Below are 17,090 nucleotides of genomic sequence, written 5' to 3' on the forward strand. Positions count from 1 at the left end.
GGGTTGGCTATAGTCGCCGGCACTGCCCATAACGACACCAAGGACCCGATTCGTGAAAAAACTGCTCGCCGCCTCGCTGCTCTGTGCCGGGGCCCTGCTGACGGGCGCCGCCAACGCGGCACCGACCCTGCTCAACGTTTCCTACGACGTGATGCGCGATTTCTACAAAGACTACAACGCCGCCTTCCAGAAGCACTGGCAGGCCGAGCACAACGAACAGGTCACGGTGCAGATGTCGTTCGGCGGGTCGAGCAAGCAGGCCCGCTCGGTCATCGACGGCCTGCCGGCGGATGTGATCACCATGAACATGGCAACCGACATCAACGCCTTGGCCGACAACGGCCAGCTGGTGCCGAGCGACTGGGCCACCTTGCTGCCGAACCACAGCGCGCCGTTCACTTCTGCCACGGTGTTCATCGTGCGCAAGGGGAACCCAAAGCAGCTCAAGGACTGGCCAGACCTGCTCAAGGACGGCGTTCAGGTAATCGTGCCTAACCCGAAGACCTCCGGTAATGGCCGCTACACCTACCTCTCCGCCTGGGCCTACGTGCTGAAGAACGGTGGCGACGACGAAAAAGCCAAGGCGTTCGTGGGCAAGCTGTTCAAGCAGGCACCCGTGCTGGACACCGGCGGCCGCGCGGCCACCACCACCTTCATGACCAACCAGATCGGCGACGTGCTGGTAACCTTCGAAAACGAAGCCGAAATGATCGCCCGGGAGTTTGGCCGCGACCAGTTCGAGGTGGTTTACCCCAGCGTGGCCGCCGAAGCCGAGCCACCGGTGGCGGTCGTGGCCAAGGTGGTGGACAAAAAGGGCACGCGCGCGCTGGCCGAGGATTACCTCAAGTACCTGTGGTCCGCCGAAGGCCAGGACATCGCCGCCGCCAACTACCTGCGCCCACGGGACCCGGCCGTGCTGGCCAAATACGCCGATCGCTTCCCGAAAGTGGAATTCCTCTCCGTGGAGAAAACCTTCGGTGACTGGCGCACCGTGCAGAAAACCCATTTCAGCGATGGCGGCGTGTTCGACCAGATCTACCAGCCGTAGAGGCGCGCCCGTTCGGCCGCTAGGCGTGTCGCGAGGGCAACGTCGGTCGCGGGCGAGCCCTGCTGCTACGGAGCGTGACACCCCCGACCGCCGCTTGATCTTCCGTCACCCGCGAAGTACTTTGTAACCCTTCCCATGTATCCATTGCTTTCGCGGGGCCGCTTCAAGGCCTCCGCGGTAGCGTGCTCGCCTGCCTGATCACTTTACCCGGCCCCACCCGGGGGACACTTCATGACCATCGCTCACTCATCCGCTGTGCCTTACCGGCCAGAGGTAGACGGCCTGCGCGCCCTCGCCATCTTGCCCGTGGTGCTTTATCACGCCGGCGTGCCGCTGTTCAGCGGTGGCTTTGTAGGCGTCGATGTGTTTTTCGTCATTTCGGGCTACCTGATCACTTCGATCATCCTGGCCGAACTGAACCGTGGGGATTTCTCCCTGCTGGCCTTCTACGAACGCCGGGCGCGGCGCATCCTGCCCGCGCTGACAGTGATGATGCTGGCGTGCCTGCCGCTCGCCTGGCTATGGCTCGACCCGCTGGATCTCAAAGCCTTCGCCAAGAGCCTGGTGGCGGTGCCGCTGTTCTCTTCCAACCTGCTGTTCTGGCTTGAAAGCGGCTACTTCGACGGCGAAGCCGAACTCAAGCCGCTGATCCACACCTGGACCCTCGGCGTGGAAGAGCAGTATTACCTGCTGATCCCGCTGTGGCTGATGCTGACTTGGCGCCTGGGCGGGCGCTTTCGCCTGGCGAGCCTGGCGGCCATGGCGCTGGCCAGCCTGGCTTGGGCGGAGTACGGCGCGCAGCAGGCGAGCAATGCGGCGTTTTTCTTGCTGCCGGCGCGGGCCTGGGAGTTGCTGCTGGGCTCCTTCGTCGCCTTCTATGCGCTGAGCCAGCCCAGGCATGCCGAAGGCGGCGACGCGCTGCACCAAGGCATGGCGGCCGCCGGCCTGGGGTTGCTGGGATGGGCCGTCTTCGGCTTCGACCGTGGCACGCCCTTCCCTGGCCTGCACGCGCTGGCGCCGACCTTGGGCGCGGCGCTGTTGATCCTGTTCGCAGGCGGCCGCACCTGGGTCGGCAAGGTGCTCGGCGCCCGCCCGTTGGTGTTTATCGGCCTGCTCAGCTACAGCATTTACCTGTGGCACCAGCCGCTGCTGGCCTTCGCCCGCAACCGCAGCCTGGTGCCGCCCTCGCCAGCTGAACTGTTGCTGGTGGCGGCCGCCTCGATGGTGGTCGGCTGGCTCAGTTGGCGCTATGTGGAACAGCCGTTCCGCCAGCGCCGGCGCTTCACCCGCCAGCAGGTTTTTGCCTATAGCGCCCTGGCCTCCACGGTATTCATCGCCGTGGGTGGCGCGGGCTATCTAAGCCAAGGCTTCATGCGCCCGGGGGCACAAGACACGGGGCTGGCCCAGGCCTTTGAAGACCCCACCGTGCGCGCGGGCTGTGACCGCGATTACCGAGGCGACGGTTGGGGCATCGGCCTGTGCTACTTCGGCGCGCCGCTCAAAAACGGCGGCGCCGACGTGGCGGTATTCGGCGACAGCCATTCGGAGGCCATGTTGCCGGCGTTCGACGAGGCGGGGCGTCAGCTTGGCTTGAGCGTTGCGCACCTGGGCGTGGGCGGCTGCCCGCCCTTGCTGGGCGTGGACGTGGCCGTGGGCAACTACGCCCCCGGTGCCTGCGCGGCCCTGGCGCAGCGGCAGCTGGCGTACGTCCGCGAGCACCCTGGGGTGAAGCGTGTGGTGCTGATTGCCCGCTGGACGCTCTACACCGAGGGTGGCTACGGCCAGGAGCGGATGACCAAGTATTTCCTGGTAACGCCGGAGCAGCCGGCGCACAGCCGCGAAGCGTCGCGTGAGGTATTCAGGCAGGCGTTGGAGCACACCGTGGCGGCCTACCGGGCGCTGGGCGCGCAGGTCGATGTGGTGGCGCAGGCGCCGCAGCAGCTGGCCAACCCTAAGTACCTGTATTACCGCCTGGCCCATGAGCCGCAGGCCAGCGCCGAGGAGAAACGCGCGGCGGTGCGGGCGCTGTCCATCCCAGTGGCCGAACACCAGCAGTTGCAGCAGTACACCCGAGCGTTGTTCGAACGGCTCAGCGCCCAGGGCGATCTGCGGCTGGTGACCCTGGATGGCCGCTTATGCGACCAGGACCGTTGTTTGATCGGCGATGCGGGGTCCTTCTACAAGGACAGCGACCACCTCAATGGCCGCGGCATCGCCTTGTTCACGGGCGATGTGCGGCAATGGCTGGCCCAGGCCTCGGCCACCGCCGTGGCCGGGTGCATTCAAGGGTGCTGGCGGCCCAACCCAGGCGGCACGCCGCTGCTGTCCGTGGCTTCCCAGGGGCCGTTCGGGCTGGTGGCCCAGCTCCAGCCGTTGTTCCAGCGGTAATAGGTGCGCTGGCGGTAATACACCCCGGGTTGGCTGTCCAGCACGTACACCCCGAGCGCCTGGTCCCAGTGGCTGGGGCCGCTGGGTGGCGGCGCGAAGCTGGCGGAAGTGCGCGGCGCGGCGGGCGTGGCCGGTTTGCTCGGCACCGGCTTGGTAGCGGGCGGCACCGGTGCCGGGACCGTTTGGATCGGCGGCAGCGGTTGCGGTGGCGGCGAGGCTGGCCGCTGGACCGAACACGCGCCCAGGCCCAGCGCCAGGGTCAACAGCATCAGGCGCGAGGCGGCCGTCATGGAATGAGACATGCTTAATGTTCCGGGCTATCAATGATCAGGGTGTAAGTACCGGGCTGGCCGGCGACGGGAACGCCAACGCCGATCCATTCGCCCTGGGTGGGCTGGCCGGCACGGCTGACGCGTGCCATCAGTTGGACGTCCCCGAACGCCGAGAGTTTCAGCGCTGGCTGCATGGCATCGGCGTCGCTCAAGCTCACGCTCGCCGGCAGGTCCGCAACCCTGAGGCGTTTGACCGCAAGCGGTATCCTCGGCCCGTCGACCGCCTTGGCGAACACGAACACGGCGTCGCTGGGGCTTACCTTGGCTGCCAGCGCCGGCGCCAGCTCGACCCGAACCCTAAGGGTGCGCGCAGGCGCTTCGGCTTCGCCACTGGCCTGCAACTCGCGCCGCGCACGGTCGATGCCGGTCTGCAAGGCGGCCCGCGCCGGGTCCGTGGGTGCTAATCCGGCTTGCAGGCGCTGCCAGTAGCCGACTGCCGCGGCCCAATGTCGTCCTTCGAAGGCAGCGATACCCAGCAAGCCGAGGCTGGTGCCTTCGTTCGGATTGCCCTGGAGCGCTTCATCCACCAAGGCCTGCACCTCGCCGGACCATTGCCGCCCGGCGGCGAAGTATTTGGCCTGCGCCCATTGCCCGAGCAGTTCCGGCGGGCGCCCGGCAAGCTGGGCGGCCCGCTCGAACAGCGGCACCGCCTCCCCTGCCCGGTTTTGCGCCATGTAGGTACGGGCCAGCAGATAGAGCGCATCGGGGGCGTCTGGCTGCGCCTGCACGGTACGCTCGAGGCGGTCCAGCATCTGCGCGGGCGTTGCCGCCGGGGTCGCCAGCTCGCGGCTCAAGCGCAGGCGGTCGAGGGCACCGAAGTGCAGGTACAGCGCCAGCGCCGCCAGCGGCACCAGCACCACCACTGCCCAGCCGACCCGCCGCCCGCCGTGGTCGACCGCGACCGTAGCGGTGTCGGCGTCCACCTCGGCCAGCAACGCCTGGCCGGCCTCCGCCTGCGCCGAGGCCCAGCCGGCTGCGTCCAGCCTTCCCGCCCGGTGCTCCTCGCGCAGCAGTGCCAGGCGTTCTTCATAAACGCTCAGGTTGACTGCGCTGCGCGTGCTCGCCTCGCCTCGGCGGGCATCGCGCAGCGGCCAAGCGAGCAAAGCGCTGGTGATCAACAGCAAGACAACCGCCGCTACCCAGAAATCAATCATCGTCGCGGCTCTTCAAGAGGGCAGCCAGGCGGGCCTGTTCGCCGGCATCGAGGGTGGCCGGCATGGCCTCGGCGTGGCGCCGGCGGAGCAACAGCCAGCCCACACCAGCCCCTACCAGCAACAGCCCCGCCGGGCCAAGCCAAAGCAGCCAGGTACGTGCTTCGAAGGCCGGCTTGTAGCGCACGAACTCGCCATAGCGGGCCACCAGGTAATCCACTACTTCCCGGTCACTCTTGCCCTCAAGCAGCAAGCGGTGGATTTCACGGCGCAGGTCCGCCGCGATAGGGGCGTTGGAATCGGCCAGGTCCTGGTTCTGGCACTTGGGGCAACGCAACTCACGGGTGAGTGCGGCGAACCGCTCGCGCTGGGTGTCGTTACCGAAGGCGTAGGTGTCGATGGCGGCCTGCGCCACGCCACCGAGCGCCAGCATGAGCACCAGCCACAGCCCCCTCATCGCGCGCCCTCGGCGAGCAAGGCCTGGTAGCGCGGCGCAAGTTCGTCGCGCCATACCTGTTCGTCCACGATGCCCACGTGCTTGTAGCGAATGATGCCTTGGGCGTCGATCAGGAAGGTTTCTGGCGCGCCGTACACGCCAAGGTCCAGGCCGAGGGTGCCTTGCGCGTCGCTCACGTTCACCCGGTAAGGGTTGCTCAGCTGCACCAGCCAGCGGTTGGCCGCCACGGTGTCGTCCTTGTAGTTGATGCCATGGATGAGCACGCCCTGCGCGGCCAAGCGCGCCAGGGTCGGATGTTCGTCCCGGCAGGCCACGCACCAGGTGCCCCACACGTTGACCAGCGCCGGCGCGCCGAGCAGCGCGGAGCGGCCCAGCGGGCGGCCGTCTTCCACCGCCGTCAGCGCAAAGGCCGGGAAGGGCTTGCCGATCAGTGCCGAGGGCAGCTCGGCGGGGTCCAGGTAGAGGCCGCGATACAGCACTGCGGCCAGGCCCACGAACAGCACCAGGGGAATGGCCAGCCATGCGCGCGTCATGTGGCCTCCAGCCCGAGGCCGGCGCGGGCGCGCTGGCGAACCTTGGCGCGGTAGCGGGAATCCAGGGCCGCCAGCACGCCACCCAGTGCCGTGAGCAGGCCGCCCAGCCAGATCCAGCGCACGAACGGCTTGACCTGCAAGCGAACCGCCCAGGCGCCGTCAGCCAAGGGCTCACCGAGGGCCACGTAGAGGTCGGCGAAGAACCCGGCGTCGATGCCGGCCTCGGTCATTACCGAGCCCTGGGCGCTATACAAGCGTTTTTCCGGGTGCAACACGCTGATCGTGCGACCGTTTTCGCTCACTTCGATGATCGCCGTGTCTCCTCTGTAGTTCGGCCCTTGCATCGCCTGGGTACCGCGGAAAATAAAGGTGTAACCGCCCACCTCGGCGCTGTCGTTGGGCGCCATGCGCAGGTCACGCGCGGCGTCCAGCTGGGCGGAGAACACCACGCCGACCGCGGCCACCGCCAGCCCCAGGTGCGACAACTGCATGCCCCAGTAGCTGCGGCGCAGGCGCCCGAGCCCGGCCACGCCTTGGTGGCGCAGCTTGTCTGTGAGGTCACGCAACCCGGCCAGGACCACCCAGGCCGCCAGGGCAACCACGGCCAGCAGCGGCCAGTGGTCCAGGCCAGTGAACGCTCCCACCAGCACGCACAGCGCCAGTGCGCCGATCAGCACCGGGCTGAGCATCCGCACCAGCCAGGCTCCGGGTGTGGCTTTCCAGCGCATCGTCACGCCAATGCCCAGGGTCGCCAGCAGCAAGCCCATCAGCGGCACGAACAGGGCATTGAAATAGGGCGGCCCCACGGACAGCCGAGCACCGGTGAGCGCGTCGAGCAGCAGCGGGTATAGCGTGCCGAGCAGGATGGTCGCGGCGGCGACCACCAGCAGCAGGTTGTTGGCCAGCAGTAGGGTTTCCCGGGAGGCCCAGGCGAAGCGCGCATGGCTACGCACCACCGGCGCGCGCACCGCGAACAGCGCCAGCGAGCCGCCGCTGACGATCAGCAGAAACACCAGGATGAACACGCCGCGGGTGGGGTCCGAGGCGAACGCATGCACCGAGGTGAGCACGCCGGAGCGCACCAGGAAGGTCCCCAGCAGGCTCAGGGAGAACGCGGCGATCGCCAGCAGCACCGTCCAGCTTTTGAACACGCCGCGCTGCTCGGTCACCGCCAGGGAATGGATCAGCGCCGTGCCGACCAACCATGGCATGAAAGAGGCGTTTTCGACCGGGTCCCAGAACCACCAGCCGCCCCAGCCCAGTTCGTAATAAGCCCACCACGAACCCAGGCTGATGCCCGTGCCGAGGAAACTCCAGGCCACCAGCGTCCACGGCCGCGACCAGCGCGCCCAGGCAGCGTCCAGCTGGCCGCCGAGCAGCGCGGCGATGGCGAAGGCAAAGGCCACCGAGAAGCCCACGTAGCCCATGTAGAGCATGGGCGGGTGGACGATCAGGCCGAAATCCTGCAACAGCGGGTTCAGGTCCCGCCCTTGCAGCGGCACCTGCGGCAGGATGCGCGCGAAGGGGTTGGAAGTCGCCAGCAAAAACAGCAGAAAGCCCGTGCTGATCAGCCCCATCACCCCCAGCACCCGGGCCAGCATCGCCGCTGGCAGTTGCCGCGAAAACAGCGACACGGCGAAGGTCCAGCCGCCAAGGATCAACGCCCAGAGCAGCAGCGACCCTTCGTGCGCGCCCCATACGGCGCTGAATTTGTAATACCAGGGCAATGCGGTGTTGGAGTTCTCAGCCACGTAGGCCACGGAAAAGTCGTCATGCAAGAAGGCCTGGGCCAGGCAGCCGAAGGCAAACAGCAGGAAGGCGAACTGGCCCCAGGCGGCCGGGCGTGCCGTTGCCATCCAGGCGGGCACATTACGCCAGGCGCCCAGCAACGGCAGCAGCGCCTGGGTCAGCGCCAGGCACAGGGCAAGGGCAAGGGCCAACTGGCCCAGTTCGGGCATCATGGGTTGGCTCCTAGGCGGCCGCTGTCCTTCAGGGCTTTGTTCACTTCCGGGGGCATGTACTTCTCGTCGTGCTTGGCCAGCACTTCATCGGCCTGCACCACGCCGTTGGCATCGAGCACGCCAAGGGCGACGATCCCCTGCCCTTCGCGAAACAGGTCCGGGAGGATGCCCCGGTAATGGATGGTCACCGAGCGGTTGAAGTCGGTGACCACGAAGCTGACGTCGAGGCTGTCGCTGCTGCGCGTCAGCGAGCCGCGTTCGACCATGCCCCCGGCGCGGATGCGTTGCCCATGGGGGGCCTCGCCACTGGCGATCTGTGTGGGCGTGTAGAACAGGTTGATGTTCCGTTGCAGCGCACTGAGCGCCAGCGCCGCGGCAAGCCCGACGCCAGCCAGCAGCGACAGGATGATCGCCAGGCGCCTTCTGCGAAGCGGGTTCATGGCTGGGCCTCCCGCCGCGCGCGGCGCGCTTCCTGCTCTACCAGCCGGCGCCGTGCGAGCAGCGGCGCGGCCAGGTTCCAGGCCAACACTGCCAGGCACACCCCATAGGCGGACCACACATACACGCCATGGCGCCCCATGGCGAGGAAGTCTGCCAGCGTGGCGAAGTTCATGGCCGCTCCCCGACGTGGCCGGCCGCCCGCAACGCCGCCCGTGCCCATTGGCTGCGGCCCTCACGGCGCAGCAGCTCCAGGCGCATGCGCAGCAGCAGCACGAAGCCAAAAAAGAGATAGAACCCTGGGAGCGTCAGCGCCAGCGGCAGCCACATCTGCGCAGGCATGGCAGGCTTTGCGGTAAGGGTGAAGGTGGCGCCCTGGTGCAGCGTGCTCCACCACACCACCGAGTACTTGATGATCGGCACATTGACCACGCCGACGATAGCCAGCACCGCGCAGGCCTTGGCGGCGCTTTCGCGGTTGCTGATCGCCTGGCCCAGGGCGATCACCCCGGCATAGAGGAACAGCAGGATCAGCATCGAGGTCAGGCGCGCGTCCCACACCCACCAGGTGCCCCAAGTGGGCTTGCCCCAGATCGAGCCGCTTACCAGGGCCAGCGCGGTCATGGATGCCCCAATGGGCGCCGCGCTTTGCAGGGCCACATCGGCCAGCTTGATTTTCCACACCAGCGACACTACGCCTGCCACGGCCAGCAACACGTAGCAGGACTGCGCCAGCATGGCTGCCGGCACATGGATATACAGAATGCGCACGCTATCGCCTTGCTGGTAATCCGCTGGCGCGAACGCCAGGCCCCAGATGGCGCCTGCCAGCAATAGCACCGCCGCGCCGCCGCCCAGCCAGGGCTGCAACCGCCCTGCCAGCTCGTAAAACCTCGGCGGTGACGCCAGCCGGTGAAACCAGGCCCAGCTCATAGCTGCTCACTTCCCATGCAATGGTTCATTCATTAAGGCTGATCCGCAGCCCGGCGACCACTGCCCATGGGCCAAGGGTAAGGGCCAACGCGGCAAGGCTGCCGAGCCACAACAAAAAGCCCGACACCGGCAGCCCCTCGAGCGCGGCGCGCAACGCCCCGCTGCCCAGGATCAGCACCGGAATATATAAGGGCAGCACCAGCAAGGCCAGCAGCAGGCCGCCGCGGCGCAGACCGACGGTGAGCGCGGCGCCGATAGCGCCGAGCAGGGTCAGCACCGGCGTGCCCAACGCCAGCGCGGCGATCAGCGCCGGCAGGCTGTGCGCGGGCAGCCCAAGCATCAGGCCGAGCAATGGCGCCAGCAGGGTCAATGCCAAACCGCACAACAGCCAGTGCGCGGCCACCTTGGCCAGCACCGGCAACAGCATGCCGTGACGGCTCAGGGCCCACTGCTCCAGGGAGCCGTCCTCGAAATCCTCCCGGAACAGCCCGTCCAGGGACAACAACACCGCCAGCACCGCCGCCACCCAGACCAACCCTGGCGCCATCTGCTGCAGCAGGCTGGGGTCTGCGCCGATCGCCAGCGGAAAGAGCGTGGCCACCACGGCAAAAAAAACCAGGGGGTTGGCCAGCGCCGCCGGGCGCCGCGCCAGCAACAAGCCTTCGCGGCGCAACAGGCTGGCGAACACTCGCATCCCCGCGCTGCTCATGCGGTTTCTCCCAGGTGCAGTTCGCGGTAACCCGCGGGCCGCTGGGCCAACACATGGTGGGAGGTCAGCACCACCAGCCCGCCTGCCTCGCAGTGCTCCACCAGCCGCGCTTCCAGCCGCGCCACCGAAGGGGCGTCCAATGCGGTGAAGGGTTCATCGAGCAGCCACAATGGCGGCGGGTCCAGGTAAAGGCGAGCGAGCGCCACCCGGCGCAATTGGCCAGCGGACAGGCCCTGGCAGGGCTGGTCTTCATGGCCGCGCAGGCCCATCAGGCGCAACGCTTCGTCGATCGCTGGCAGCGCCACCGCCTTGCCCAGCGCGCACAGCCAGGCGAGGTTTTCCCTCGGGGTCAGGCTGAGCTGGAGGGCCGGCGCGTGACCTAGCCACAAGAGGTTTGCCGCCAGCGCCCGGGCTGCGCCTGGCAAGGGTTGGCCATTGAAGCGCACCTCGCCGGCGCTCGGCGGCAGCAGGCCGCACAGCAGGCGCAGCAGCGAGGTTTTGCCGCTGCCGTTGGGCCCGCTCACCTTGAGCATCTCGCCGGCGCGCACGCTTACGTCCAGCCCTTCGAAGAGCAGCCGCCAGTCTCGTTCACAAGCAAGCGCCAGGCCTTGCAGATGGGCAGTCACGGTGAGCCTTAGGGTTTGTACGAAAATGAGCAGAGCCGCCGGCGGGTTCAAGTACCTCGCAGGCAAGCCGATAGCAATAAGCAACGAACGCCTTACGCTCGCCACCAGGGCAGCGGGCGATTATACACAGCGGCGCGCGCGGTCCACCTGGGCGTCGCGCGGTTTACACACCGAAACACTCTTCCCGGTCAGCTAAACAATGACAAATGAAATCAGCGGCGTGGCCGCGGCTTCAAGCGTTGCCGCCGCCAGCCGCTCCGCCGCACTCAACGGCGAGCTGCTTAAGCTGCTGCAGTCGGTGGACGGCGTGCTGGAAGCGGGGCAAACCGCCAAGGCCGAGGTGCTGTCGATCAAACAGCTGCCGGAAGATTTTCAGCTGCTGCTCAAGCTGACCATGGACAGCGGCCGCCAAGCCACGGTGCAGGTGGCGGCAAGCCAACCCCTGGCCATCGGCACGCCGCTGCTGGTCACCAAGATGCTTTCCGAACAGCTATCGGTCAGCCTGGCGGGTTCGCCGCGCACCGGCCTGACCGAGCTGGACACCAGCCGCCTGCCGGTGGGCACCTTGCTGCAGGGCAAGGTGGTGACCTCGCTGCCGGTGGCCGCCAACGACGGCCCGCCGGTGTACCGCGCGATGGTGACTTTGCTCAACAGTGCCCTGGCCGGGCAGACCCTCACCATCGACAGCCCGCAGCCACTGCGCTTGGGTAGCCTGTTGAGTGCACAGGTTCAGGGTAACCAGGCGCTGAGCGTAGTGCAGTTGAGCGGGCGCCTCGACGAGTTGGCCGTGGCCCAGCAAATCACCACGCAAAACAGCCGCCAGGCCTCGTTGCAAAGCCTGCTGGCGGTGATCCAGGCCAGCCAGGGCACAGACCGCCTGCCTCCGGCAGTAAGCGCCAGCGCCAGCGCACTGCTCGCCACCCTGCCGGACATGCCTGCGCTGACCAACCCCGACGCGCTGGCCCAGGCCTTCGCCAAGAGCGGGCTGTTTCTCGAATCCGGGTTGCTCACCGGCAGCCTGGAGGCACCCGAGGTGGACCTCAAGGGCGCGCTGCTGCGGCTGGTGGCGCAGATCCTGCCCAACCTGCCCGCCAGCAATAGCCCGCCGCTGAACCCAGCGACCCTGGCTACCATGGCCCAGGCCGCGCCAGGCTTTATCCGCAACGCCTTGGGCATCCTTGGCCAGGTGGGCCCGCGCTCGGTGGAGGCGCCAGCCTTCCCGTTGGCCAGCCGTACGCTGCAAAAGAACGACAACGAGGACGAGCTGCACTCATTGCTGCGCTTGGCCTCGGCGGCGCTGTCGCGGGTGCAGACTCACCAGCTGGCCAGCCTTGAACAAAGCACGCCCGGCCCCCACGGGTTGACCCAGCACAGCTGGCAACTGGAAATCCCCATGCGTGCGTTCAATGACATCGTGCCCATGCAGGTGCGGGTTCAGGCCCAGGACGATCCCAGCGAACGCGAACAGGACATGGAGCGCGACGCCGAGGGCAACCGCCTGCCGCCACGCAAGCTCTGGCGCCTGGACCTGGCCTTCGACCTGCCCCGCCTCGGCCCGCTGCATGTGCAGGCACAGCTGTTCAACAGCAACCTGTCCAGCCAGGTGTGGGCGCAAGCCCCGGCCACGTACAGCGTGGTGCAGCGCGAGCTGCCCTGGTTCCGCGAACGCCTGGCTGCCGCTGGCCTGAACGTGGGCGAACTGGCCTGTCACAACGGCCGCCCCCCCCAGGGCAACCGCACACGCCTCGAACAACGTTGGGTGGACGAAACCGCATGAGCAACCGCTACCCCCGCCAGGCCATTGCCCTGAGCTACGACGGCACCCAGGCCCCTACCCTCTCGGGCAAGGGCGACGACGAACTGGCCGACGCCATCATCGCCATCGCCAAGGCCCACGAAGTGCCTATCTACGAAAATGCCGAGCTGGTGAAAATGCTCGGCCAGCTGGAGCTTGGCGACAGCATTCCCCGCGAGCTGTATTTGACCATCGCCGAGATCATAGCCTTTGCGTGGTACTTGCAGGGGAAGGTGCCGGTGGGGGTAGACATGAGCCCGCCGCCACGCGAGCGGGATGTGACGCCAGTGGCCCGGTTGGAACAATCGTCGGGGGGCTAAACTGAGAGGCGATTGGGCTGGGAGGCTGCTGGCTTTCGTAGGGATAAACCGATGAACTTCGGCCGAGCGGTAGCGTTCTCGGTCATCTCCAGCGGCGCCGGCCTGAAGGGTGTGGAAGTCGTAGGGCTTCTGCTGCTTCCCTTTAGCTTGGTCGGTTCGGCCTGCGACGGGGGTGATGGGGTGTAGAGCTGTTCTGCTCCCAAAGGAGGCTTGTAGCTGAACAGCGCCCTCTGGGGTATGCACTCACAGCGCAAACGGCCCAACAAGTCGTGGGTGAAATCGAGCGTTTCCTCCATGATACCGAGTGGCTTACCTACGGCCGTGGGCGCTCGATGCACAGCGGGCGGTTGCCATTGTCGCAGGTGTAGGCCTGGCGCTCTTCTTGATTCACATTGGCCAGCAGCTTGCCAGTGAGGTCGCGCTCGAACTCGGTGCTGCGTTACAGCGCGATCGCCGCGTTCGCAGTAAGCAGCATTCGTGCCTCTGCCAGAGGACGCGATAGGTCTGCAACCAAGGCCCAGGACTCATCTCCGATTTTATAGCGTCTGACTGTCAAGGAAGTTCCACCTCTGATGGGCACGCGCTCTACTGAACCTAGGCGCTTGTGCGAGATGAGATGGTTCAGGCTAATTTCGTACAGGGGTCTAGAGCCTCGTCGAGGCAGAGCATTGACCTATCTCTAAGCAGTCAACTTCCTCAAACCATCCGAAAGCCTCTTCATATTATTTATGTCCCCACCTTTATCCAAATATGAGAACCAACCAGGTATAACTTTTTTAAAAAGCTCTGCGCACTCAACTTTTGTATCATCTCTTTTTAGAATTAAATCCAAATCAAACCACCATCGGCATTGAATGGCTCAGAAAAAATTAGATCATTCTCCTTCAAAAACTTCATTAACGCATTAAACTTTACAACTATGCGATCTTGATATTCTTTGCTATTGTTTCGACCGCACAACATAGGAATGCTACATAACGTAAAATTAAAATAACTCACAACCAACCTACTATTTTTTCTTATAACAAGAGATACGTCAGACACACTTATAAGTTTTTCCTTCCCTGGCCTTCTTACAAACACGCCTCCTGCCTCTCGAATTCGCTTTTCTTTCAAAAGCTGGGGCAGTTTTATCTGAAGTAAACTAGCCACCTCATTTGCGGTCTCGCTACCGTCCGCGTTCTTAACAACGAAACCAAGTCTATGCGCCTCACCCGTAAGAGTGATCCTTAACGAGGTGAAGTTCAGCCGGTTGGCGGCGGGGTCGTAGCGGAAGGCTTCGTTGTCTGCCAGCCGACCGGTGTCGCGGCGGTGCAGTTGGCCATTGGCCTCGTATTCGTGACTATTTTTTTGCTGCGAAGTTTATCAATAGCTTGGGTGAGCTTGCTGGTAACGCCGGTTTTTCGTTCTTTTATTATTGATCACAAATCACCTTTCGATTTAAAAATTATCGACCGGCAAGCTGTTCCAGGCCCCATCACGACTTTAAAAATCACAACTTACAGAGTGTCAACTTCAGCTCAAACACTCACGATGGAAAAACTCCTGATCTATATGCATCGAACAGCCCTAAAACCCAGCACGTAATCTCATTTTTGGCAATAGCCTGCCCAATCAGATCTATATCGTCCGATGCATAGCTGGATACTTCTGAGTTTTTTGTTATCCGAAAAACCTCCTTAAAAACGTACTCCCTAAGTTTGTTCAGCGCCTCTTCGTCCTTATCGGAGCAGGGTTTCAACTTTAGAGCTTCATTATTTAATACCCATGATTCATCAAAATCTCCTGCATCTCTTTCATCCAAGATAACATCCCAATCATCAACCCCCGAGAAAACCGCCTCAAAAAAACCAGGAGTAGTTAGCACATTAGAAAAATCACGCATGGACTTTGGAATCATCTTAAACCGCTCTCTTTAAGCCGCTCTTCAATTAAATCTACTGCCGCATGTGGAGTAATTAGGCGACTTTATTTCAAATTGAATGTTGTCCAATTCTCCATAAGCCTTCCTGTAAGCAGAAAATAATTCTTCATCCGCTCTCGGAAAAACTCCCTGGCGCAACTAAGATTTTAAGCTTGCCGGCACCAACAGACTTCTCGACCAAATTACCCCAGGCGTCATAGCGGTATTCCTATTCTTGCCATGTCTTGAGGCGGTTGCCCTTCACATAGTCGAACTGGCGATTGTTTAAGTTCAGCTGGTTGGCGGGTTGACCGTAGCGGGTTTCACCGCACAGATTGTCAAAGGGTATGCATCAGTTCACTCATATCTTACTGATAGCGGCGGTGGTTCGCACTTTGCAAATTCCACAGAAAATTACGCTGATGCTCAGTCATGGGGCTGCTCCCACATCCTACTAAATGTTTTTTTGAAAACAATGAAAATTAGTATTGAGTAATTTTTTAGTAGACAGTTAGCGATATCTACCAAGACTTCATGTCATCTATACTTTTTGCCACGTAATAAGAAATTCCAAGCTCTTTACAATACTCCATTATTCTCGCCCGTTCATTTTTACTAAAGAATATTAATGTTTCTCCAGCCTGTGGCGCATAGTTATTCCTGACAAATATTTTTTCCAAAAATTCTTCGTTAATTCTTTCAACATCCAGTTTCCCCGAAGAAAACCATTCCAAAATCTTTGGCTTTACGGACTGAATAGCTAAGGCTTTACCGTACCGAGTTGCCACATCAATTTTTTTTTAAATTTCGAGCGTATTCCGAAAGCTCGAACTCCAAGGCCTTGCTTATTTCGGAAAAATAAAAACCCTGAGCTGTAATATTTTCCACAGGTGATATTTGAAAATTTTCTTCTGAATATCTGTAAACCGACTTAAACCGCTTAGCTATTAGAGCAATGGCCAATTCCGTATTAAACCCATAAGGCCCATATCCATTTCCATCCACGTCAGACTGGTAGCAAATGCAAAAAGCATTCTCTGGTATGATGCTGAATGGTATATTCCAACTTGGAACTGGGAACTCAATTACTCTTTCTTTAGCTACCATACAAATACCTCTACCATTCCGTCAGCGTCCGTGCGCACATGCCCAGATTCGTGGTGACTCGGAACGCCTGGAGATGTTCTAACCATCCATTTCTACCATTATCTTTATTAACTCAAAGTTTATTCGCATCTCCTTCCTTTATTTGATCCAGTTTCGCCCTCTACTCGTTTGATTTAGTGTGTCCAATGGGTTTTTCCTCTAATCTTGCCTAGCATTAGTGGACACGGGATTAGGCACTCATCCCAGCCTCGAAGGCTAGCGGGCTGATATGACCCAGCATACTGTGACGCCGCTAGCGGTTGTAGTCGGTTTCAATGTATTCAAACAGAGTTTCAGCCTCTGGGCACGACTGCGGAATTCTTCGCATGGACGCATTCAACCTTCGAACTATGGAAGAAGCTCTCCGCACAGGCGTTGCCGTAGTAGTTGTCCTTGGCGCTCATGCTGTATTTCAGCTGATGAGGACGATTAATTGCTAGTAAGTCGCTGAGCAGTACTGGCTGCCATGGTCGCTATGTACGATTACCCCCTCTACGACGAACGTTAAACTAAAAGCGCTTCAATCCCAAGAATCTTTCAGTCTAAGAAATCATCATTTTCAATATAATACAAAACAGCCTCTAGAAGCTCACTCGAACTTGATGCAGGACTATATTCAGTTTTGTTATCAACAATTGCCTTAAATACAGGATATTCTAACCAAGTTTTATAAATCTCTTCCATATCCTCATCCTCCTCTTCCGATTCGGGTATATAATAATTGGCGAAAGTCATGAAAGATTTATTATTTAAAAAAAATTTGTCCACATAAAATCCGCCCACTGCAGGAAGATTTTTATAGACCTGCAGCAATCCCTCGAAACCTCTAATCATCTTCATTTTTAACTCCACTATCGACAAGTAGAACCACCGCCCCATTTCTTACGTCCACCCGATCCGTCTGGATGGTAAATCCTGTGGTAAGCTCTATGATCATTATAATCAACCAAACTTAAATTACCCCTTTTACTTTCATGGTGCCAAGTCAAATCAGGCGGAGAATATTTGCTAAAATTTCCTTTTGAGTTTGGCTGAACATGATCCATGAGGGAAGGATACTTGGTCTGCATTTCTCTTCGGAATTCCACATCAGCATTCAAGCGTTCGAATACTGATTGATTCCCTCGTCTAAAATGCTCTGCATCTGACATCAAATATTCTTTCTGCTGTAAATTATGCTCATGGAAAACATGATACTTTCCGAGGCCACGCTGTCCTTCGCCATTGTATAATCCCCAAGGATCCACCCATGCAACCGGATTAGCTGCATACTGATAAAGATTATCTCCACCCAACAACCCTATCGGATCCTGCGTTACAAACCGCCCTACCTCCGGATCGTAATACCGA

19 protein-coding genes and 1 pseudogene are annotated in these 17,090 nt (G+C 61.6%); 5 read left to right on the forward strand and 15 right to left on the reverse strand.

Annotated elements, in window-relative coordinates; translation table 11 throughout:
• Positions 1-52: 52 nt before the first annotated feature.
• Both OGL93_RS16895 and OGL93_RS16900 read left to right on the forward strand, forming a co-directional pair.
• On the forward strand, positions 53-1,048 hold the full coding sequence (locus OGL93_RS16895; protein WP_263263956.1) for a sulfate ABC transporter substrate-binding protein: 996 nt from the start codon (positions 53-55) through the stop codon (positions 1,046-1,048).
• A gap of 231 nt (positions 1,049-1,279) precedes the next feature.
• On the forward strand, positions 1,280-3,436 hold the full coding sequence (locus OGL93_RS16900) for an acyltransferase family protein (protein WP_263263957.1): 2,157 nt from the start codon (positions 1,280-1,282) through the stop codon (positions 3,434-3,436).
• Here the strand turns inward: OGL93_RS16900 and OGL93_RS16905 are convergent.
• Genes OGL93_RS16905 through ccmA form a run of 10 tightly spaced genes read right to left on the reverse strand, consistent with a single transcriptional unit; the run spans position 3,331 to position 10,576 of the window.
• Positions 3,331-3,726 carry a hypothetical protein gene (locus OGL93_RS16905; RefSeq protein ID WP_263263982.1) on the reverse strand — a complete coding sequence of 132 codons (396 nt, stop codon included), beginning with the start codon at positions 3,724-3,726 and terminating at the stop codon, positions 3,331-3,333. The two genes, OGL93_RS16900 and OGL93_RS16905, sit on opposite strands and share 106 nt — an antisense overlap.
• Before the next feature lie 14 nt (positions 3,727-3,740).
• Positions 3,741-4,922, reverse strand: a complete 1,182-nt coding sequence (ccmI, locus tag OGL93_RS16910) for a c-type cytochrome biogenesis protein CcmI (RefSeq protein WP_263263958.1) — start codon at positions 4,920-4,922, stop codon at positions 3,741-3,743.
• Positions 4,915-5,376 (reverse strand): cytochrome c-type biogenesis protein, encoded by a 462-nt coding sequence (locus OGL93_RS16915; protein WP_263263959.1) that lies wholly within the window; start codon positions 5,374-5,376, stop codon positions 4,915-4,917. Before OGL93_RS16915 ends, ccmI begins: the two co-directional genes overlap by 8 nt.
• Entirely contained in the window at positions 5,373-5,909 is a 537-nt protein-coding gene (locus OGL93_RS16920) for a DsbE family thiol:disulfide interchange protein (RefSeq protein WP_263263960.1), read from the reverse strand. The genes OGL93_RS16915 and OGL93_RS16920 overlap by 4 nt, the downstream gene beginning before the upstream one ends.
• Positions 5,906-7,870, reverse strand: coding sequence for a heme lyase CcmF/NrfE family subunit (locus OGL93_RS16925; RefSeq protein ID WP_263263961.1), 1,965 nt, complete (start codon positions 7,868-7,870; stop codon positions 5,906-5,908). The genes OGL93_RS16920 and OGL93_RS16925 overlap by 4 nt, the downstream gene beginning before the upstream one ends.
• A complete protein-coding gene (gene ccmE, locus OGL93_RS16930) occupies positions 7,867-8,310 on the reverse strand; it encodes a cytochrome c maturation protein CcmE (protein WP_263263962.1) in 444 nt (147 codons plus the stop codon). Before ccmE ends, OGL93_RS16925 begins: the two co-directional genes overlap by 4 nt.
• On the reverse strand, positions 8,307-8,483 hold the full coding sequence (ccmD, locus tag OGL93_RS16935; protein WP_263263963.1) for a heme exporter protein CcmD: 177 nt from the start codon (positions 8,481-8,483) through the stop codon (positions 8,307-8,309). The genes ccmE and ccmD overlap by 4 nt, the downstream gene beginning before the upstream one ends.
• On the reverse strand, positions 8,480-9,241 hold the full coding sequence (locus OGL93_RS16940) for a heme ABC transporter permease (protein ID WP_263263964.1): 762 nt from the start codon (positions 9,239-9,241) through the stop codon (positions 8,480-8,482). Before OGL93_RS16940 ends, ccmD begins: the two co-directional genes overlap by 4 nt.
• Before the next feature lie 25 nt (positions 9,242-9,266).
• A complete protein-coding gene (ccmB, locus tag OGL93_RS16945) occupies positions 9,267-9,950 on the reverse strand; it encodes a heme exporter protein CcmB (RefSeq protein WP_263263965.1) in 684 nt (227 codons plus the stop codon).
• Positions 9,947-10,576 carry a cytochrome c biogenesis heme-transporting ATPase CcmA gene (ccmA, locus tag OGL93_RS16950; RefSeq protein ID WP_263263966.1) on the reverse strand — a complete coding sequence of 210 codons (630 nt, stop codon included), beginning with the start codon at positions 10,574-10,576 and terminating at the stop codon, positions 9,947-9,949. Before ccmA ends, ccmB begins: the two co-directional genes overlap by 4 nt.
• A gap of 199 nt (positions 10,577-10,775) precedes the next feature.
• Here ccmA and OGL93_RS16955 point away from each other — a divergent pair, with 199 nt between their 5' ends.
• Genes OGL93_RS16955 through OGL93_RS16965 form a run of 3 tightly spaced genes read left to right on the forward strand, consistent with a single transcriptional unit; the run spans position 10,776 to position 12,877 of the window.
• The gene (locus OGL93_RS16955; protein WP_263263967.1) at positions 10,776-12,353 is read left to right on the forward strand and encodes a flagellar hook-length control protein FliK; all 1,578 of its coding nucleotides are present in this window, start codon (positions 10,776-10,778) and stop codon (positions 12,351-12,353) included.
• Complete coding sequence (locus tag OGL93_RS16960) at positions 12,350-12,691, forward strand: EscU/YscU/HrcU family type III secretion system export apparatus switch protein (RefSeq protein WP_263263968.1); 342 nt, start codon at positions 12,350-12,352, stop codon at positions 12,689-12,691. Before OGL93_RS16955 ends, OGL93_RS16960 begins: the two co-directional genes overlap by 4 nt.
• A gap of 51 nt (positions 12,692-12,742) precedes the next feature.
• Positions 12,743-12,877 (forward strand): hypothetical protein, encoded by a 135-nt coding sequence (locus OGL93_RS16965; protein ID WP_263263969.1) that lies wholly within the window; start codon positions 12,743-12,745, stop codon positions 12,875-12,877.
• Between the two features lie 1,342 nt (positions 12,878-14,219).
• Here OGL93_RS16965 and OGL93_RS16970 read toward each other — a convergent pair.
• The 5 genes and pseudogenes from OGL93_RS16970 to OGL93_RS16990 form a co-directional block, all read right to left on the reverse strand.
• Positions 14,220-14,591 carry a hypothetical protein gene (locus OGL93_RS16970; protein WP_263263970.1) on the reverse strand — a complete coding sequence of 124 codons (372 nt, stop codon included), beginning with the start codon at positions 14,589-14,591 and terminating at the stop codon, positions 14,220-14,222.
• A gap of 792 nt (positions 14,592-15,383) precedes the next feature.
• Positions 15,384-15,701 (reverse strand): hypothetical protein, encoded by a 318-nt coding sequence (locus OGL93_RS16975; RefSeq protein ID WP_263263971.1) that lies wholly within the window; start codon positions 15,699-15,701, stop codon positions 15,384-15,386.
• A gap of 229 nt (positions 15,702-15,930) precedes the next feature.
• A pseudogene (locus OGL93_RS16980) lies at positions 15,931-16,233 on the reverse strand (IS3 family transposase); the annotation flags it as partial.
• 44 nt (positions 16,234-16,277) lie between these two features.
• A complete protein-coding gene (locus OGL93_RS16985) occupies positions 16,278-16,580 on the reverse strand; it encodes a hypothetical protein (RefSeq protein WP_263263972.1) in 303 nt (100 codons plus the stop codon).
• Between the two features lie 11 nt (positions 16,581-16,591).
• A partial coding sequence (locus OGL93_RS16990) for an RHS repeat-associated core domain-containing protein (RefSeq protein ID WP_263263973.1) occupies positions 16,592-17,090 on the reverse strand: 499 nt, incomplete at its 5' end.

Origin of the sequence: Pseudomonas sp. RIT-PI-S (assembly GCF_025642975.1) — a bacterium.
In the GTDB taxonomy this organism is placed as follows: domain Bacteria; phylum Pseudomonadota; class Gammaproteobacteria; order Pseudomonadales; family Pseudomonadaceae; genus Aquipseudomonas.

What these genes read in the sequence shown, in the direction of transcription:
- OGL93_RS16900 (WP_263263957.1), top strand. Translation starts at nt 1,280, where the DNA reads ATGACCATCGCTCACTCATCCGCTGTGCCTTACCGGCCAGAGGTAGAC.
- OGL93_RS16965 (WP_263263969.1), top strand. Translation starts at nt 12,743, where the DNA reads ATGAACTTCGGCCGAGCGGTAGCGTTCTCGGTCATCTCCAGCGGCGCC.
- OGL93_RS16960 (WP_263263968.1), top strand. Translation starts at nt 12,350, where the DNA reads ATGAGCAACCGCTACCCCCGCCAGGCCATTGCCCTGAGCTACGACGGC.
- OGL93_RS16955 (WP_263263967.1), top strand. Translation starts at nt 10,776, where the DNA reads ATGACAAATGAAATCAGCGGCGTGGCCGCGGCTTCAAGCGTTGCCGCC.
- OGL93_RS16920 (WP_263263960.1), bottom strand. Translation starts at nt 5,909, where the DNA reads ATGACGCGCGCATGGCTGGCCATTCCCCTGGTGCTGTTCGTGGGCCTG.
- ccmE (WP_263263962.1), bottom strand. Translation starts at nt 8,310, where the DNA reads ATGAACCCGCTTCGCAGAAGGCGCCTGGCGATCATCCTGTCGCTGCTG.
- OGL93_RS16985 (WP_263263972.1), bottom strand. Translation starts at nt 16,580, where the DNA reads ATGAAGATGATTAGAGGTTTCGAGGGATTGCTGCAGGTCTATAAAAAT.
- OGL93_RS16975 (WP_263263971.1), bottom strand. Translation starts at nt 15,701, where the DNA reads ATGGTAGCTAAAGAAAGAGTAATTGAGTTCCCAGTTCCAAGTTGGAAT.
- ccmB (WP_263263965.1), bottom strand. Translation starts at nt 9,950, where the DNA reads ATGAGCAGCGCGGGGATGCGAGTGTTCGCCAGCCTGTTGCGCCGCGAA.
- ccmD (WP_263263963.1), bottom strand. Translation starts at nt 8,483, where the DNA reads ATGAACTTCGCCACGCTGGCAGACTTCCTCGCCATGGGGCGCCATGGC.
- OGL93_RS16925 (WP_263263961.1), bottom strand. Translation starts at nt 7,870, where the DNA reads ATGATGCCCGAACTGGGCCAGTTGGCCCTTGCCCTTGCCCTGTGCCTG.
- ccmI (WP_263263958.1), bottom strand. Translation starts at nt 4,922, where the DNA reads ATGATTGATTTCTGGGTAGCGGCGGTTGTCTTGCTGTTGATCACCAGC.
- OGL93_RS16915 (WP_263263959.1), bottom strand. Translation starts at nt 5,376, where the DNA reads ATGAGGGGGCTGTGGCTGGTGCTCATGCTGGCGCTCGGTGGCGTGGCG.
- OGL93_RS16970 (WP_263263970.1), bottom strand. Translation starts at nt 14,591, where the DNA reads ATGATTCCAAAGTCCATGCGTGATTTTTCTAATGTGCTAACTACTCCT.
- OGL93_RS16940 (WP_263263964.1), bottom strand. Translation starts at nt 9,241, where the DNA reads ATGAGCTGGGCCTGGTTTCACCGGCTGGCGTCACCGCCGAGGTTTTAC.
- OGL93_RS16905 (WP_263263982.1), bottom strand. Translation starts at nt 3,726, where the DNA reads ATGACGGCCGCCTCGCGCCTGATGCTGTTGACCCTGGCGCTGGGCCTG.